At 73.0% G+C, this 16,500-nt stretch carries 15 protein-coding genes and 2 tRNA genes; 8 read left to right on the plus strand and 9 right to left on the minus strand.

Annotated features, from left to right (window positions below; all coding sequences use genetic code 11):
- Positions 1–61 precede the first annotated feature (61 nt).
- A complete protein-coding gene (locus tag BA175_RS20705) occupies positions 62–841 on the minus strand; it encodes a maleate cis-trans isomerase family protein (protein WP_069173146.1) in 780 nt (259 codons plus the stop codon).
- 187 nt (positions 842–1,028) lie between these two features.
- Here BA175_RS20705 and BA175_RS20710 point away from each other — a divergent pair, with 187 nt between their 5' ends.
- The 7 genes from BA175_RS20710 to BA175_RS20740 all read left to right on the plus strand — a co-directional run bounded on the left by BA175_RS20710 (position 1,029) and on the right by BA175_RS20740 (position 6,620).
- Complete coding sequence (locus BA175_RS20710; RefSeq protein WP_069172918.1) at positions 1,029–2,000, plus strand: D-2-hydroxyacid dehydrogenase; 972 nt, start codon at positions 1,029–1,031, stop codon at positions 1,998–2,000.
- 369 nt (positions 2,001–2,369) lie between these two features.
- Entirely contained in the window at positions 2,370–3,272 is a 903-nt protein-coding gene (gene ehuB, locus BA175_RS20715; RefSeq protein ID WP_069172919.1) for an ectoine/hydroxyectoine ABC transporter substrate-binding protein EhuB, read from the plus strand.
- Positions 3,273–3,291: 19 nt separating this feature from the next.
- Positions 3,292–4,026, plus strand: coding sequence for an ectoine/hydroxyectoine ABC transporter permease subunit EhuC (gene ehuC / locus BA175_RS20720; RefSeq protein WP_069172920.1), 735 nt, complete (start codon positions 3,292–3,294; stop codon positions 4,024–4,026).
- The gene (gene ehuD / locus BA175_RS20725) at positions 4,023–4,667 is read left to right on the plus strand and encodes an ectoine/hydroxyectoine ABC transporter permease subunit EhuD (protein WP_069172921.1); all 645 of its coding nucleotides are present in this window, start codon (positions 4,023–4,025) and stop codon (positions 4,665–4,667) included. Before ehuC ends, ehuD begins: the two co-directional genes overlap by 4 nt.
- Complete coding sequence (ehuA, locus tag BA175_RS20730; RefSeq protein ID WP_069172922.1) at positions 4,657–5,490, plus strand: ectoine/hydroxyectoine ABC transporter ATP-binding protein EhuA; 834 nt, start codon at positions 4,657–4,659, stop codon at positions 5,488–5,490. Before ehuD ends, ehuA begins: the two co-directional genes overlap by 11 nt.
- Before the next feature lie 167 nt (positions 5,491–5,657).
- Positions 5,658–6,416, plus strand: coding sequence for an IclR family transcriptional regulator (locus tag BA175_RS20735; RefSeq protein ID WP_069172923.1), 759 nt, complete (start codon positions 5,658–5,660; stop codon positions 6,414–6,416).
- 130 nt (positions 6,417–6,546) lie between these two features.
- A tRNA-Lys gene (locus BA175_RS20740) sits at positions 6,547–6,620 on the plus strand.
- A 64-nt stretch (positions 6,621–6,684) separates the two neighbouring features.
- Here the strand turns inward: BA175_RS20740 and BA175_RS20745 are convergent.
- From BA175_RS20745 to BA175_RS20755, 3 genes are all read right to left on the minus strand, one after another.
- The gene (locus BA175_RS20745) at positions 6,685–7,275 is read right to left on the minus strand and encodes a lytic polysaccharide monooxygenase auxiliary activity family 9 protein (protein ID WP_069172924.1); all 591 of its coding nucleotides are present in this window, start codon (positions 7,273–7,275) and stop codon (positions 6,685–6,687) included.
- 161 nt (positions 7,276–7,436) lie between these two features.
- Positions 7,437–9,503 (minus strand): SPFH domain-containing protein, encoded by a 2,067-nt coding sequence (locus tag BA175_RS20750; protein ID WP_438947348.1) that lies wholly within the window; start codon positions 9,501–9,503, stop codon positions 7,437–7,439.
- A gap of 5 nt (positions 9,504–9,508) precedes the next feature.
- The gene (locus BA175_RS20755) at positions 9,509–10,780 is read right to left on the minus strand and encodes a peptidoglycan-binding protein (protein ID WP_069172925.1); all 1,272 of its coding nucleotides are present in this window, start codon (positions 10,778–10,780) and stop codon (positions 9,509–9,511) included.
- A gap of 167 nt (positions 10,781–10,947) precedes the next feature.
- Here BA175_RS20755 and BA175_RS20760 point away from each other — a divergent pair.
- Positions 10,948–11,021, plus strand: a tRNA-Lys gene (locus BA175_RS20760).
- A 258-nt stretch (positions 11,022–11,279) separates the two neighbouring features.
- Here BA175_RS20760 and BA175_RS20765 read toward each other — a convergent pair.
- From BA175_RS20765 to BA175_RS20785, 5 genes are all read right to left on the minus strand, one after another.
- Positions 11,280–11,987, minus strand: coding sequence for a class F sortase (locus BA175_RS20765; RefSeq protein ID WP_069172926.1), 708 nt, complete (start codon positions 11,985–11,987; stop codon positions 11,280–11,282).
- Between the two features lies 1 nt (position 11,988).
- Positions 11,989–12,555 carry a hypothetical protein gene (locus BA175_RS20770; RefSeq protein ID WP_069172927.1) on the minus strand — a complete coding sequence of 189 codons (567 nt, stop codon included), beginning with the start codon at positions 12,553–12,555 and terminating at the stop codon, positions 11,989–11,991.
- Between the two features lie 87 nt (positions 12,556–12,642).
- On the minus strand, positions 12,643–13,437 hold the full coding sequence (locus BA175_RS20775; RefSeq protein ID WP_069172928.1) for an HAD-IIA family hydrolase: 795 nt from the start codon (positions 13,435–13,437) through the stop codon (positions 12,643–12,645).
- A 743-nt stretch (positions 13,438–14,180) separates the two neighbouring features.
- On the minus strand, positions 14,181–15,065 hold the full coding sequence (locus tag BA175_RS20780; RefSeq protein ID WP_069172929.1) for an LPXTG cell wall anchor domain-containing protein: 885 nt from the start codon (positions 15,063–15,065) through the stop codon (positions 14,181–14,183).
- Positions 15,066–15,232: 167 nt separating this feature from the next.
- On the minus strand, positions 15,233–16,447 hold the full coding sequence (locus BA175_RS20785; RefSeq protein ID WP_079159698.1) for an ROK family transcriptional regulator: 1,215 nt from the start codon (positions 16,445–16,447) through the stop codon (positions 15,233–15,235).
- Positions 16,448–16,500 lie beyond the last annotated feature (53 nt).

The following is a 16,500-nucleotide window of genomic DNA, read 5'->3' on the forward strand; positions in this document are numbered from 1 at the left end:
GGCACCCGCCCCGAGCGCTCCGCCCGCCGCGGCCCGCCCGAGGATCCGTACCGGGCCGCCGCTACTCCCGCACCTCGATGCCCCGGGGCTCGGCCAGGCCGGGCGGAGGCTCCCGGGTGGCGAACAGGGTACCGAGCGTGGGGGCCCAGACCCGGCGCTCGGCGAGCCGGAGCCCTTCCCAGACCGTCACCTGGCTCGCCGTGAGGACCGGCTTACCCACCCGTTCCTCCAGCTCGGGGACGAAGGCCGCCGTGTGCAGCGCGGTGCACGGCAGCAGCAGCACCTCGGCGTCCGGATGGTCGGCGGCGGCGGCCAGTTCCTTCACCTGCTCGGGGCTCCAGGCGGCGGCTTCCTCGGGGGTGGGCCCGGCGGCGTCCCCGACGGCCCGGACGGAGACCACCCCCAGTCCGGCGGCCGTCAGGAAGTCGGCGAACAGAGGTGCGACGTCTTCGGAGTCGAGCGAGGCGACCGCGACCCGTGAGGCACCCAGCTCCCCCACCGCGTGCACGAAGCCGAAGGAGGTGCTGGACGCGGGCAGCCCGGCGGCCCGGGCGAGGCCGGCGACCTGCTGGTGGGCACCGTCCCAGCCGTACACGAAGCTGCCGTCGGTACTGGCCCACACCAGCGCTTCGGCGCCGGCCAGGCGCAGCTCCTCCACCCCGGCGGCCAGCCGGTCGGGCGAACCCGTCTCCCGCAGGGCCTCGATCCGGGAGGCACCTGCACCCCCGGCGTCGTCGGTGTGGAACAGCGGCAGCCTGATGTCGCTGTCGAGCATGACCTCGATCCGCGGGAAGTCGGCCTCCGCGGCGTGGCCCGGGTAGAGAAGTCCTACGGTCGTCATGTCCATCCTTCCCGTCCGTCCGGATGTCCCCGCTCCCTGCGCACGCTGTCACCGCTGCCCCTGCCTGCGTCAAGTATTCCTCCACATGCCGCCGGTCGGCGCCCCCAACGCGCGTGACCAGCGGTTTCCCTTCCGGTCATCATCCTGTTGACGGCCGTCCGGCCAGGTGCGAGCGTAGGAGTTCCTCATGACCGATCCCGTGATCCTCGTCCTCGACACCGACCCGTCGCCGCGCCTGGGCCGGCTGACCGGGCGGGCCCGCGTCCGGTACGCCGACGAGCGGACGCTGGCCGGACAGCTGCCGGAAGCGGACGTGCTGCTGGTGTGGGACTTCACCTCGGACGCGGTGCGCCGGGCCTGGCCCGGCGAGGGGCCGCGCCCCCGCTGGGTGCACACGGCGAGTGCGGGCGTGGACCGGCTGCTCTGCCCCGCCCTGGCCGCGTCCCCCACCGTCGTCACCAACGCGCGGGGCGTCTTCGAGCTGCCGATCGCCGAGTACGTCGCCGGCCTGGTGCTGGCCTTCGCCAAGGACCTCCCGGCCACGCTGGACCTCCAGCGTGGCCACCGCTGGCACCACCGGGAGACCCGGCAGCTCGCCGGCAGCCGCGCGGTCGTCGTCGGGGCGGGCCCGATCGGCCGGGAGATCATGCGGTTGCTGCACGCGCTCGGCGTCCAGGTGGCGCTCGTGGGGCGTACGGCGCGGCGGTCGATCCACGGCGTCGAGGACCTGGACCGGCTGGCGGCCGGTGCCGACTGGGTGATCTGCGCGGCTCCGCTGACGGACGGGACGCGCGGCATGTTCGACGCGCGCTTCTTCGGCCTGCTCCAGCCGTCCGCCCACTTCGTGAACGTCGGGCGGGGGCCGGTGGTCGTGCAGGAGGACCTGGTGGACGCGGTACGCCGGCGCTGGATCGCGGGCGCCGCGCTCGACGTGTTCCAGGAGGAGCCCCTGGGGCCGGACAACCCGCTGTGGGATGTACCGGGCCTGGTCGTCTCCCCGCACATGAGCGGGGACACGGCGGGCTGGCGGGACCGGCTGGGCGAGCAGTTCGTCGCGATGTACGAGCGCTGGGCCGCCGGTGAGCCGCTGCCGAACGTGGTGGACGTGCGGCGCGGTTACGTACCCTCGCGGGACATCCCCGCCGGACCCGCGGACTGATACACCCCGACGCGGGGGAAGCCGCCCGCCACGCGGACCGAACGCACCGGCGCGCGGGCGACGGACCGTCACGCGGACTGAATCCACCGGCGCGCGGGCAACAGCCTGGACACGCACGCCGAACCGCCCCGCATACAGGGGGAACCACCCGACGCGGGGCAGAACGGTCACTCAGGAACCAACCGCACCACCGCAACACACCCCGCACTCCCGTCGTCGCCCTCCGCCCGCAACGGGACACAGGAAGGTCTCCCTCCGGCCACCGTTCGATCACATGAGGGCGCGGCCCGCATAGACACCGGGGATCGGGCAGGCGCTGAACCTGTCCGGACAGTCCGACTCCCCGATTCATCCAGGAGATTGCGAACCATGGCTGACTTCCCTCACCTGTCCCGTCGGGGCTTCCTCAATCGTTCGGCGGCCGTGGGCGGACTCCTCGTCGTCCCCGGTGTGCTCTCCGCGTGCAGCAAGACCGACTCCGGTGCGGCGACCGGCGAGGGCGCGCTCGACAAGCTCCGCAAGCAGGGGTTCGTCCGGGTCGCGTACGCCAACGAGGCCCCCTACGGCTACATGGAGGGCAAGGAGCTCAAGGGCGAGGCGCCCACCCTGCACCGGGAGATCTTCAAGGCACTGGGGGTCGACGAGCTGAAACCGACCCTGTCGGAGTGGGACGGCCTGATACCCGGCTTGCAGGCCGGAAAGTACGACGTGGTCAGCGCCGGCATGGCCATCACCCCCGAGCGGTGCGCCAACGCCCTGTTCTCCGAGCCGGAGTTCATCTCCCCCACCGCGATGATGGTGCGGAAGGGCAACCCGAGGAAGATCACCGACCTGGCGTCGGCGAAGGCCGCCGGAGTCACCGTCGGCGTGATGTCGGGTGCGGTCGAGGCCTCGTACGCCAAGGGCGCGGGCATCGCCGAGGGGAAGATCAAGACGCTGCAGAAGCCGCAGGACGGCGCCGACGCCGTCAAGGGCGGCCGGATCGACGCCTTCCTGCTCACCGGCATCTCACTGCGCTGGCTGGCCAGGACGAACCCGGAGACCGAGGTCACCGAGGCCTTCGTACCGGAACTGGACGGCACGAAGCAGTTCTCCCCGGGGGGCGCGGTGTTCCGTCAGGGTAACGAGGACCTGCGGGACTCCTTCAACCGCGAGCTCAAGAAGATCGTCGCCGACAGGTCGCGCTACGTGGAGCTGCTCGGGGAGTACGGCTTCGGGGCCACGGAGATCCCGCCGGCCACGCTGAAGACCGCAGACCTGTGCAAGGGCTGACGGGGACGGATCACACGGAATGAGTGACTTCCTCTCCGTACTCGGCGAAGAGTTCCCCCAGGTCACCTCGGGCCTGTGGGTGACGCTCGAGGCCACGGTCCTCGGCTCCCTGCTCGCGCTGGTCCTGTCGTTCACGTTCGGCCTGATGGCCGGCAGCAGGCTGCTCCTGGTGCGCGGTGTCTCCCGGACCGTCGTGGAGTTCTTCCGCGGCACGTCCCTCTACATCCAGCTGTTCTGGCTCTACTACGCGATGCCGCCGCTGACGGGGTACGAACTGACCCCACTGCTCTGCGGCGTCGTGGCCTTCGGCCTCAACTACGGTGCGTACGGCTCCGAGATCGTGCGCGGCGCGATCAACGCGGTGCCCCGCGCGCAGTACGAGGCGGCCGTGGCGCTGAACATGACGCCCTTCCACCGGATGCGGAAGGTGATCATGCCGCAGGCCTGGGCGCAGATGATCCCCTCCTTCACCAACCTGCTGATCCAGCTGCTGAAGTGCACGCCCCTGCTGTGGCTGCTCTCCGCGGCCGATCTGATGACCGCGATCGAACACGTCCGCAGCCGGAGCGGTGAGACCCTCGGCACCTATCTGCTGCTGCTGGCCGTCTACTTCGTCCTCGCCTACGCGCTGACGCTGCTCATGAACATGCTGGAGCGCACCGCCAAACGGCGGCTGGGCCTGCACACCGGGGCGGGCAGCCTGCTCAGGACGCGTACGGCGGAGGCCGCAGCCACAGCCGGAGGTACGCGGTGAACCAGTCGTTCAACTGGGAGGCGGCGCGCGAGGCGCTCCCGCTGCTGCTCGAAGGTTTCCGCGTCACGCTGCTGGCCACCGCGCTCGGCACGCTCGTGGCGGCGGTGCTGGGGCTGGCCGTCGCCGTTGCCGGGCGGGCACCCTCCCGTCTGGTGACGGTGCCGGTCAAGGCGGTGGCCGAGTTCGTCCGCTCGACCCCCCTGCTGGTCCAGTTGGTCGGCGCCGCGGCCGTCTTCAGCTCCGTGGAGCCGCTGGTCGTCGGCATCGTGGTGCTGGGCATCCACTACGCCGCGTACACCTCCGAGGTCTACCGGGCCGGGATCGACGGTGTGCCCCAGGGGCAGTGGGAGGCCTGCCGGGCGCTCTCCATGTCGCCCCGGCGGACCTGGCAGGCGGTGATCCTGCCGCAGGCGGTGCGCAACGTGCTGCCGGCCCTCGGGAACTACGCGATCTCGATGTTCAAGGAGACCCCTTTCCTCGCCGTGATCACGGTGCAGGAAATGGTCTTCGAGGCCCGTAAGTACGGGGCCGACCACTTCGTGTACACGGAGGTGTTCACGCTCGCCGGGCTGATCTTCCTGGTCGCGAGCTATCCCACCTCCCTGCTGATGAGAAAGCTGGAGAAGCGCCTTGGCCACTGACTCTGCTCCCCTGAAGGAACCCGCCGACGCGGCCGCGGACCGCGCGGTGACCGGTGTCGAGCCCCTGGTCCGCTTCGACAAGGTCGTCAAGCGGTACGGCGATCACGTGGTCCTGGACCAGCTGGACTTCACCGTCAGGCGTGGCGAGCACGTCACGCTCATCGGGCCCAGCGGCTCCGGGAAGACGACCATCCTGCGGCTGCTGATGACGCTGGAGAAGGTCAGCGACGGGGTGATCTGGGTCGACGGCTCGCCGCTCTCGCATGTGCGGACGCCGTCCGGCGCGCTGAAGCCGGCGGGTGAGAAGCAGCTGCGGGAGTCCCGGAAGAAGATCGGGATGGTCTTCCAGCAGTTCAACCTCTTCCCGAACATGAAGGTGCTCCAGAACATCACCGAGGCCCCGGTCAACGTGCTGGGCATGGACCGCGAGGAGGCCGAGTCCCGCGCGCGGGAACTGCTCGACCTGGTCGGGCTCTCGCAGAAGGTCGACGCCCACCCGTCCCAGCTCTCCGGCGGCCAGCAGCAGCGGGTGGCGATCGCCCGCGCGCTGGCGATGAGGCCGGAGATCCTGCTGCTCGACGAGGTGACCTCCGCGCTCGACCCGGAGCTGGTGGCGGGCGTGCTGGAGCTTCTCGGCGACATCGCCAGGAACACCGACATCACGATGCTCTGCGTGACCCACGAGATGAACTTCGCCCGGGACGTCTCGGAGAAGGTGCTGATGTTCGACGCGGGCCGTGTGGTGGAGTCCGGCACGCCGGAGAAGATCTTCTCCGACCCCGAACACGCACGGACGCGCGAGTTCCTCAACGCGGTGCTGTGACCTCGGCAGCGAGGTGGGGCAATGACCTTGGCATATGCCCTCACGGATGCGCCCCCGCGACGGAGCAGGGGGCGCGTCCACCATCTCGTCAACACCCCCTCCGACCGGCACCGGTGACGGCTATCGTGGGGCGGAAGCTTGCGGTCACAACCTGGTAGGGGGAAACCGTGGCGTTGAAGCCCGAGCCGAAGGCGCCGTTCCACTCGGTGCAGTACGCCCTGCGCGTCCTCGAGTCCGTGTCCACCCACGGCGACGGGGTGACCGACGTGCGTCTCGCGCGCGAGACCGGGCTGCCCATGGGCCACCTCACGCCGCTCCTGCTGACCCTCCGCCGCGAGGGGTACGTCCAGCAGGTGGCCGACGGCGCGTACGTCATCGGCTCCTCGCTCCTGGAGCTCGGCTCCGGTGCGGCCCGCAAGCAGGCGCTGGAGGCGAAGCTGCAGCAGTCGCTCGTCCAGCTGCGCGACTCGGTGGGCGCCGCCGTCTACGTCAGCCGGTACGTCGACGGCGAGATCCGCATCACCCAGGTCGCCGACGGGCCCCGCACGCCCGCGGTCAACGAGTGGGTGGACTTCCGCTCGGCGGCCCACGCCAGCGCGATCGGCAAGTGCCTGCTGACCCAGCTCGACCAGAACGGGCGGCGTGATCACCTCGCCCGGCACCGGACGGCCCGGCTGACCTCGCGGACGATCACGAACGAGAAGGTGCTCTTCTCGAAGCTGGACAGCCAGCCGGCCACGGTCCCGGTCCTCGACCTCCAGGAGTACGCGGTGGGGACGGTGTGCGCGGCGGTTCCGCTGACGGCGGGCTCGTCGGCCGGGTGCCTGGCCCTGTCGCTGCCGATCGAGGACGCCCACCGGCTCCGGGCGGCCGCGGCGACCCTGAACCGCCGGGCCGCACCGGTGCTCCTGTCCCTGGCCCTCTGACTTCGGGCCGGGGCGCCGTCGGCGCCGCGCGTGCCGGGGGCCGGGCGGGTCTGTGGGGAGGGCCACGCACGGGGTGCGGCCACGTGTCATCAGCACCCTGCGGGACCAGGTATTATTTTCACGTCAGCAGGCGCCGTTAGCTCAGTTGGTTAGAGCAGCTGACTCTTAATCAGCGGGTCCGGGGTTCGAGTCCCTGACGGCGCACAGACACCACAGTGGGCGGTCTCCTTCCGGGGAGACCGCCCACTGTGCGTCGTGCCGGGGCGTATCAGAACTTCACGTCGGAGCAGGCGTAGAACGCGTTGCCGGTGTCAGCGACGTTCCAGACGGCCAGGATGATGTGCTTGCCGGTCTTCTGGGTGGGCATGGAGCCCTGGTGGGTCAGTGTCGCCGGGGGCTGCTGGTTCCCGTACGGCACGGTCATGAACGGCTGCGATTCGAGTGCGGCCCTGGTGAGCGGCTTGGTCGAGTCCCATCCGTTCTTGGTGATGTAGTAGCGGAAGTCCGTGGTGGCGTGGCGGGCGGTGAACTGCCAGCGGAAGCTGTAGCCCTGCCCGCTGGTGACGTTGGTGGCCGGCCAGTTGCCGCCGCGCGGGTCGTCGAGCGCGGCGAAGGTGCTGTTGCCGCCGGAGCAGATCTTCCCGTCCGCCGGCCCTGCCGCCGGGAAGCCCTTGGGCCCCTCGACGCTCTGCGGTTCCCACTGGATGGCGCCGCAGCCGGTGACGGTGCCGTTGGCGCAGAGCTTCTGCCGGCTGATGGGGGAATCCGTGTAGCCGTGGCTGCTGGCACTGCCGGTCGCGAACATGGAGACGCCCGCTATCGCGAGGCCGAGAACGGCCGCGCTTGCCCTTTTCCGCATGCTGTGTCGCTCCTCGAACGTGGGGGATTTCCGGGGAATACCGTGCGCGCAGGTCGTCGTGTGCGGTCTAGACCAAGTCCAGATTATTGACGGAGCATGAACATGTCCAGACCAATGTGGGTACCGTTTTCCGTAGGCCCTCTCCAGCCTCCCGGGCGGGGTCAGACGCCCGGGCCACCGCTGCGGCCGGCGTAGAAGGCCACCGTCAAGTCCCTCACCAGCGCCTTGTGTTCGTAGTCGTCCAGCTCCACGATGCCGCGCGCGGTGAGGCGGCCGACGGTGTCGTCCACCGCGTCGACCACGGACGTCAGCACACTGTCGCGGTGCCTGGCGTCGAGGGCAGCCACCCGGCGGCGGTGCATCGACGCGGCGACCTCGGGGGCGTACTCGATCGCGGTCGGCTGCGCCGAGTAGACCTCGATGCCCACGGGTGAGCAGTCGCCCTTCAGCATCCGGGTCAGCGCGCCGCCCACGGCCTCGGCGTCGCGCAGGGTGCGGGTGTCCTCGTGGAAGGCGTCGGCGGGGAGCTGGGAGAGCACCCGGGCCAGGGCCGCCTCCACCTGGTCCCGGAGGTACTGCTCGTGGTCGGCGACGCCGAGCGTGGCCCGCGCCGTGTCCTGTACCCGCCAGACGACGAGGACGACAGCGCGCAGCGGGGTGCCGCTCGCGTCCACGGCGGGCAGCGGCTCGCTGCGCCAGTGCCTCAGCCGCACGTCGACGCGGCGGCGCAGCAGCAGCGGCGAGGACCAGACGAGGCCCGTGCGCCGGACGCTGCCCCGGTAGTCACCGAACAGCGTCAGCACCGAGGCGTACCCGACCCGCCCGCGCCCGAGGCCGCCGAGCGCCAGCAGGACCACGGTCAGCAGCAGGGCCAGCACGGCCCAGGTGCCGATGCCGAGGCCGTGGTACGGGCGTACGCCGATCCCGAGCCGGCCGGTCACCGCGGCGGGCAGGGCGCCGTGCCATGCAAGGACGGCCGCCCCGGCGGCCGTCCCCGCCGCTCCGGCCAGCAGCGCGGCCCAGCCGGGGAGTACGGGCCCGGGCCGCTCGGTGAGCCGGGGGTCGGCCACGGGGGCCGGACGGGTGGGGTTCTGCGTCCGGGGCGAGCGTGGCAGGGGAGGGCGCCGGACCCCCGGCCGGCCGGCAGCGGCGTCGGCAGGCGGGATCGACCGCCCGCCGCCGGAGGAGGGGGTGTCACGGAGGAGGAGGTGCCCGGGGAGAGGTGCCGTCGTCTCACCGGCCAAGGTGCGCCGCCGGCCGGCGCCCCACCGCGGAGCGGGGTCCCCGGCCCCCGTCGTGACGGCCGACGGGGCGCGCTCGGCACGGGCCCCGTGCGCGGCCGCCGCTGCCTCGTCCGCCGCTCTCCGGTCCGCCGCGTTCGCCGGCGCCGGCACGTCCGCGCCGACACCCTGAGCCTGGGCCTGGGCGGGCACCATGTCCACGGCCTCGGACGGCTCGGCCCGGACCACCGGCTCCGCGTCCGCGTCCGCATCCGTGTCCGCCGCCTCCACCGCCGTCGGCTCCACCTCCGTCGGCTCCCCGTCCGTCGGCTCCCCGGAGACCGGGATCTCCGGACCGGCGCCGGGCGCCGCCTCCCCGACCGGGCCCAGGTCCACCGGCTCCTCCACCGAGGACTGCCCCACCGCTCGCATCCCCGACGCGGGGGCCGCGTCCAGGACCGGCGCCAGGCCGGTCGGCATCTCGGCACCCGGCTTGGCGGACCGGCCGACCCCCGCCACCGCGTCCATGGCGGGCCCCAGGTCGACCGGCACGTCCACAGCCGGATACGTGTCCAGGCCGGCCGACACGTCCACAGCCGGATACGTGTCCAGGCCGGAGGGCGCCACCTCCGGCGGTGCCTCCGCGAGCGGAGCCCCGGCACCGTCCGCCGCATCCCCTGTACCCGCCACCCCGGCTCCCTCAGCCCGGTCACCGTCGTACGGAAGACCCCCCGCCACCCCGGCCGCCTCCGCCCGGGCACCCTCGTGCGGAAGACCCCCCGACACCCCGGCCGCCAGCCCGGGCGCATCGCCGTCCGGCATGCGCGCCCCGCCCACCTGCGCGGGCGCGGGTGTCGGTCCCGCTTCCGGCGCCTCACCCGCGGGTGCTCCCGCGTCCGTGCTCGTATGGGTGCCGGGACCGGGCGCTGCGCCCCACTCGCCCCAGCCGTCCCGTCGGTTCTCCATGTAGCGCATGTCCGCCTCCGTCAAGTCCGTTCCGTCAGTCACAGCAGTCACGCGAAGAGCCGGAGCCAGGTCTCGGGCCCCGGGTATCCGTCGGCCGCACGGCCGCTCCAGCCCTGAGCCCGCTGGAAGGCCTCGACGTTGCGCCGGTCCGCCTCCGTCCAGCGCGGACCCGGACCCGTCGCGTAGTGCCTGCCGTATCCCTTCTTCACCAGCCGCGTGCCGAGCAGCCGCACATGGCTGTTGGACTGCCCCGGGCGGAAGAACTGGCGCCCGGGAAAGGCCGTGGTCCCGTTCGTCCCCGCGGGGATCGCCCGTCCGGTTCCCCGGATCAGCAGGCTCCAGGTGTCCGGGCCGGGGATGCCGTCCGCCTCCTTGCCCCTCCACCCCTGGGCCAGTTGGAAGGCCTGGGTCGCCCGCCGGTCCGCCCCGCTCCATCGGGAGCCCGCGCCCGTCCGGTAGAAGCGCTTGCCGCCCTGGGCGATGAGCAGCTTCCCGAGCCGGGTCACGTACGCGTTGTCGGCCCCCGGGCCGAACTTCCCGGCGCCCGGGAACCGCGTGTCCGCACCGCTGCCGCTCGCTCCGGCGGCCAGTCCCTTGTAGCGGTAGGCCACGTAGCTGGAGGAGTTGGTCCAGTACGCCATGGGCGTCGTCGCCCGCCGCGTGTGCGGCGGGGTCTGCTCGTAGGCGAGGTAGTGGGTGTGCGTGTCGTCCGCCCAGCCGCCGAAGAGGGTGACGTGGGACCCCTTCTCCGGGTCGGCCGGGTTGTGGAAGAGCAGCATGTCCCCGGGCTGCAGGTCCGCCCGGGCGATCTTCGTCCCGAACGCGGCGAGGCTGCCGGTCCATTCGTTGGTGCCGAGGTTCCAGGCCATCGAGACGTAGCCGGAGCAGTCCTGCCGGTACCCGTCCGACCAGTACGCGGACATGCTGTACGGGACCTTCGCGTCCACCCACTTCCTGGCGCGGTCGATGATGTCGGCCCGGGTCGTCACCCGCGGAACGGTCTGCGGGGCAGGGGGCGGGCCGGAGGCGCCGTCCGTGCCCAGCGGACCGACCGGCCCCTGCGGGGTGACCGGCCGGGGGTCGGCCTCGGCGCCGGCCCGGGTCCCCCGCCCGGAGGCGGCGGCCGCCGCCTCCGCCGCACCGCAGGACAGGACCATCCCCGCCGCCGTGACCAGGACCAGGGCCCGCCGCACCCCGTGGGCGGCCGGGTGTCCGCCGTACCGAACGGGCAGCGCGGCCGCTGTGCGCCGACGCAGCGCACATCCCGGGCAACCGCAGTCGGTGGCAGGTTCGTACTCCTCGAAGACCGGGACAGTCATGCGACTCCTCTTCCCTCGGCAGTCGTCAGATCTTCCGTATCTCAACTTTCACGGCATAGATCATGTTGACTGACTAAAGGGACAAAAAGACCATTCGACAGGCCGTACCGGGCGGGAATTGGTCAGGAGCACCCCCGCTCATCGGGTAATGTTCTCCAGGTCAGCAGGCGCCGTTAGCTCAGTTGGTTAGAGCAGCTGACTCTTAATCAGCGGGTCCGGGGTTCGAGTCCCTGACGGCGCACGCACCAGCAAGGCCCCCTCACCGAGCGTGAGGGGGCCTTGTTCGTGTGCGCGGCGGCTGTCCGGATCCGGACGGTGGACCGTCCGGGCGGCGCCGGGGGACGGTCCTGCCGTGGCGGATCAGGGTGGGCTCCCGGCGTCCCGTGCCGCGCCGGACGACTCCCGCAGTCCGCGCCGCACGGTCGGGGACCGGCCGGCGGGCGGCCCGAGGAGAGGGTGGCGCCGGCCGGGCCAGGCAGGCCGCGACCCGGGGGCGGCGTCACCCGCCGCGCTTCTCTCCCGTCAGGTACGCCGAGACGACCACGTTGGCCGTGTAGGCGTGGGACGCGCGGTCGTACGTACCGCCGCAGGTGATGAGGCGGAGTTCCGCCCGCCCGTCCCGGCGGGGCCCGTACGCCTTCTCGGCGTCGAAGCGTTTCCGGGTGAAGACCTGGACGTCGTCGATGGTGAACTCGGCGACCGTGCCGTCCGACCGGCTCACCCTGACCTTCTGTCCGGGTTGCGCCGTGCTCAGCCCGTAGAAGACGGCCGGCTCCGTCTCGGTGTCGACGTGTCCGACGAGAAGCGCGGCGCCTGCCGTGCCGGGCTCCGTGCCGTCGGCGTACCAGCCGACGGCGTTCGGGGTGCCGAACGGCGGTGGTTCGATGGCCCCCTCAGCGTCCAGACCGCGCCGTACGACGGGCGCCTCGACACCGATCGACGGGATCTCGACCCGCTGGGGGGCCGCCCCGCCGAGGGGTTCGTGCGCGGGGGGCAGCGGTGCGCCCAGGGGACGGCCGACTGCCGCGACGTCACCGGTCGTCGGGGCGGAGATGCCGCCGTCGGCTCCGCGGCCCCACAGCCACAGCCCCAGCAGGAGAACGGCCCAGGCGACACCCGTCAGCAGCCGCCCGGTTCCGGCGGGGCGCGCCGGTGCGGAACGGTCGGGACCGGGGCTGCCGGGGGCGGCACTGTCGGGGGCGGGCATGTCAGGCCGAGGCCGAACGACGGCGGCGCGCACTGCGGTAGGCGACGGTGACGGCCGCGGCGGCCCCCAGGGCCAACCCGGTCACCGTCTGCCGGGTGCCGGGGCCGCTCCGCTCGGAGTCGGCCTGTCCGGCGAGGGTCGCCGTGCCCCCGCCACCGGCCCTGACCGGGGCGACGGGCGAGTGCCGCTCGCGGTGGACGACGGTGAGGGTTCCGGTGGCCTTGCCGTGGCCGTCCTCACAGGTCACCCAGACCTCGTAGTCGTCGGGTGCGGCGTCGGAGCGGATCCGGGCCTCGGCGACGAGGCCCTTGCCGTCGGCCCGGTGGAAGCGCGCCTCGGAGACGAAGGCCTCGGAGTTGCCGCGAGCCGATCTGCCCTTGCCGCAGACGTCGACCCGGAGCTCCACCTCCCCGCCCGGGGAGACGCGGGACGGGGTGATCATGACCGAACCGGACTTCTCGTGGGACCCGGGGTCCCGGGACTCGGAATCGGCGTACGCGGCGGATACGGGCAGGGCTATGGCCGCGACCGCCACGGTGGCACAGAACGTGAGGGGTATGGAACGCATCGTGAACCTCCTGGGGTCAGGTTCGCGCGCGTCACGGGTGCCCGCATCCGGTGCGGGCCGGCCGGGTGACGACCGGCCCGCGACGGTTTACGGAAGGGGCAGGTCGACGAGGTCGACCAGGTCGGCGATCGAGTCGACGACGGTGGACGGCCTGAAGGGGTAGCGGTCCATGTCGGCCGTCGTGGTGAGGCCGGTGAGCACGAGGAAGGTCTGCATACCGGCCTCCAGCCCGGCGAGCACGTCGGTGTCCATCCGGTCGCCGATCATGGCGGAGGTCTCGGAGTGGGCACCGATGGCGTTGAGCCCGGTCCGCATCATCAGCGGGTTGGGCTTGCCGGCGAAGTACGGCGCCTTGCCGGTGGCCTTGGTGATCAGCGCGGCGACGGACCCGGTCGCGGGCAGCGGTCCGTCGGCGGACGGGCCGGTCTCGTCCGGGTTGGTGCAGATGAACCGCGCTCCCCCGTTGATCAGGCGGATCGCCTTGGTGAGCGCCTCGAAGCTGTAGGTGCGCGTCTCCCCGAGGACGACGTAGTCGGGCTCGTGGTCGGTCAGTACGTAGCCGATGTCGTGCAGGGCCGTGGTGAGGCCCGCCTCCCCGATGACGTACGCCGTGCCGCGCGGGCGCTGGTCGTCCAGGAACTGGGCCGTGGCCAGGGCGGAGGTCCAGATGTTCTCCACGGGCACGTCCAGGCCCATGCGCTTCAGGCGGGCGTGCAGGTCGCGGGCGGTGTAGATGGAGTTGTTGGTGAGGACCAGGAAGGGCAGTCCCGACTCCCGCAGCCGCTTGATGAAGGCGTCGGCCCCCGGAATGGGTGTGCCCTCGTGGATGAGGACACCGTCCATGTCGGTCAGCCAGGATTCGATCGGCTTGCGCTCTGCCATGTGACGGGACTCCTGCCGTACGTACGCTGTGCACGCAATGTGCCGGGACGCCGGCGGCACCGCGTTGTGCAGCGCCGACGCCCTCGATTTTAGGCCGAAGAGGTGGCGTACCGGATCAGGTGGTACCGGTCTTCTCACGGCCCGGCCCCGGCCCCTGCCGTCCGGACGGGCCCGGGCCGGAAGCGCGCCGGGGTCCGGCGGGACGCCGGGGGCCCGCGGCGGGGCGGGCCCGCGCCCGGCACGACCCGCACCACCGGCCGGGCCGCACCGCGACGGAAAAGCCCCGGGAGCGGAGCGGGCCGGGAGCCGCCGCAACCGGGGCCCGACAAGGCGCCACCTTCCGGAGCGGCGCGCAGCACCAGGGCGGGCCCGTCCGGACGGCACGACCCGGACCACCAACCGGGCCGCACCACGACGAAGAAGCACACGGGAGCGGAGCGGGCCGAGGGCCGCCGCCATCCAGGGCCCGACAAGGCGCCACCTTCCGGAGCGGCGCGCAGCACCAGGGCGGGCCCGTCCGGACGGCACGACCCGGACCACCAACCGGGCCGCACCACGACGAAGAAGCACACGGGAGCGGAGCGGGCCGAGGGCCGCCGCCATCCAGGGCCCGACAAGGCGCCACCTTCCGGAGCGGCGAGCAGCGCCGGGGCGGGCCCGCGCCCGGCGCGGTCCGGACGAAGAGCTGGGCCGTACCCCGACGAAGGAGCGCCGGGAGCGGAGGTGGGCGGGGCCGGCCGGTCTCAGGTGCGCCGGCGGAACCGGAGGACGAGGGCCGCTCCGCCGAGGATCAGCGCCCCGGCGGTCAGCGCCGCCCACGCGGCGTCCGGCCGGCCGGTGCGGGCGAGTTCCGGCAGGGGGTCGCCCGCCGCGTCACGCGGCACGCCGGCCTCCTCCGGGTCCGTGCCGGTGCCCCCGTCGGCCGCGCCCTCGACGATGACGAAGTCGTACCCGGCCGACTCGCCCACCCAGTCACCGTCGGCCTGTCCGGCGTCCCGTTTCCCGGCGTCCTGTTTCCCGCCGTCCTGCGTGGGGCGCCGCTGGACGATGGCCGCGTTCGCCGTGACCCTGCCGGGCCGGGTGTCGGAGGTGAACGCCATCCGGATCTCCACGGTGACGGTCCGCTTCGCGGGGACGGTGAAGCCGGGGAAGTCGTCGCCGTGTTCGCCGCTGCCGAAGACACCGATCTGCTCGTCGCGGTCGGTGGACTCCCAGGTGACCCGGTGTTCCTCGTCGGGGTGCGTCCGCTCGGTGAACTCCAGCTGGATCTGCTCGGGAGTGAGCGTGCGGTCCTCGTCGGTGAGGACCAGGACGGGGTGGATCGAGTGGCAGGGCTCGGAGGTGGTGTTGATCAGGTCGAGGTACCAGGTGCCGTAGCCACCGCCGGACGCGTACGTGTCGGGGCCGCCGTGGATCCGGGTGTCGATGGGGAAGTCCGCACCGTCCGGGTCGCCGCAGGCGGGCTGCGGGCCGGCGACGGCTCCGTACTGGGCCACCGGCGCCGTGACCGGGATGGCGATGGCGGCGGGACTTCCGAGGAGGCCGGCCGGGACGGCGAGTCCCGCGGCGAGTCCGAGACGGGTGAGGGCACGGCCGTCGCGCAGTCGTGCGGGAGGCTTGGGGGGCATAGGGGGACACCCTTCGCTGCTCGCGAACGGTCGGGGCGGAGGGCCACCGGCTGTGGCGGCGACGCTGCCACGGGGCTGCCGGGGGAGCCACCGCCCAGCGGGGAGAACCGCCCGATCGGGCGTCGGAAACCGCCCGGCCGGCCCCCCGCCCCGAGCCCGGTGCCCGCTCAGCCGGCCCCGGCTCCCTCCCGCTCGTCGTCCGGGCCCTCCTCGCCTCTCCTCCCCCGCCCCGTCCGCTCCGCACGTCCCGACTCCTCCTGGTCGCCGCCCTCCCCGGCGCGGCCGAAGAGCGGGGCGAGGACCAGCTGGGCCGCCCCCTCGGCGACCGGGCGATCGCCGCCGCCCACGACGGTGACCGGCACGGGGGCGGCGGCGCCCTCCCGCCGGGCGCGCTCCTCGATCACCTCGCGCACGCCCCGCACGTACGCGTCCTCGTCGGCCGCGACGGTACGGCCGCCGAGGATCACCCGGTCGATGTCGAGCAGCCCGACGAGATTGGCGGCGCCCGCCCCGAGCACCCTGGCGGCCTCCGCGATGTCGCCCCGGGCGGCGGCGGCCAGGCAGAGGGCCTCGATGCAGCCGCGTCCGCCGCAGCCGCACGGGGGGCCGTCCAGTTGCAGGGTCTGGTGGCCGAACTCCCCGGCGCCGGTACGGGTTCCGCGGTGCAGGGCACCGCCGAGGACGAGTCCGGCGCCGAGCCCGGTGCCCAGGTGGAGGTAGGCGAAGTCGACGCCGGTCCGTTCCCGCAGGGCGAGACCGAGGGCGGCGGCATTGGTGTCCTTGTCGACGACGACGGGCATCCCGGTCCGCTCGGCGAGGGCGTCCCGCAGCGGGTAGCCGTTCCACCCGGGGAAGCCCGTGACCCGGTGGAGGACGCCGCTGCGGTGGTCCAGGGGTCCGGGGAGGGCGGCGCCCACGCCGAGGACCGGGCGGTCCGCGGTCCTGGGGGCGTCTGCCCGTACCCTCTGCACCGCGTGGGCCGCCGTCGTGAGGACCTCGCGGGCCGGGGCGCCGAGGTCCAGCGGGGTGGTGCGGGTCGCGACCGGGGTTCCGGCGAGGTCGACGAGGACGGCGCTCAGCTCGTCGCGGTCCAGGTGGAGCCCCACCGCATACCCGGCGTCCGGGACCAGCCGCAGCACCGTGCGGGGTTTGCCGCCCGTGGAGGCACGGCGGCCGGCCTCGGCGGCGAGGCCCTCGGCGCGCAGCCTGGCGGTGATCTTGCTGACGGCCTGCGGGGTGAGTCCGGTGCGCTCCGCGAGCTCCAGTCGGCTGATCCCCTGCTCACCGGCCACGCGCAGCAGGTCGAGGACGAGGGAGGCGTTGTGGTGGCGCAGGGCCGGGAGGTTCGCTCCGCCGCTCCTGCTGCTGCTCCTGTTCACCACCCCATTGTCCCCTTCGCTTGCACTTCGGCAACAGCGTTGCTTAAGTGGTCGGC

It is taken from the genome of Streptomyces griseus (genome assembly GCF_001715295.1).
Lineage (GTDB): Bacteria > Actinomycetota > Actinomycetes > Streptomycetales > Streptomycetaceae > Streptomyces > Streptomyces griseus_G.

Coding starts and splice junctions, on each gene's coding strand:
- BA175_RS20705 (WP_069173146.1), bottom strand. CDS start 841: ATGACGACCGTAGGACTTCTCTACCCGGGCCACGCCGCGGAGGCCGAC.
- BA175_RS20710 (WP_069172918.1), top strand. CDS start 1,029: ATGACCGATCCCGTGATCCTCGTCCTCGACACCGACCCGTCGCCGCGC.
- ehuB (WP_069172919.1), top strand. CDS start 2,370: ATGGCTGACTTCCCTCACCTGTCCCGTCGGGGCTTCCTCAATCGTTCG.
- ehuC (WP_069172920.1), top strand. CDS start 3,292: ATGAGTGACTTCCTCTCCGTACTCGGCGAAGAGTTCCCCCAGGTCACC.
- BA175_RS20745 (WP_069172924.1), bottom strand. CDS start 7,275: ATGCGGAAAAGGGCAAGCGCGGCCGTTCTCGGCCTCGCGATAGCGGGC.
- BA175_RS20755 (WP_069172925.1), bottom strand. CDS start 10,780: ATGACTGTCCCGGTCTTCGAGGAGTACGAACCTGCCACCGACTGCGGT.
- BA175_RS20765 (WP_069172926.1), bottom strand. CDS start 11,987: ATGCCCGCCCCCGACAGTGCCGCCCCCGGCAGCCCCGGTCCCGACCGT.
- BA175_RS20770 (WP_069172927.1), bottom strand. CDS start 12,555: ATGCGTTCCATACCCCTCACGTTCTGTGCCACCGTGGCGGTCGCGGCC.
- BA175_RS20775 (WP_069172928.1), bottom strand. CDS start 13,437: ATGGCAGAGCGCAAGCCGATCGAATCCTGGCTGACCGACATGGACGGT.
- BA175_RS20780 (WP_069172929.1), bottom strand. CDS start 15,065: ATGCCCCCCAAGCCTCCCGCACGACTGCGCGACGGCCGTGCCCTCACC.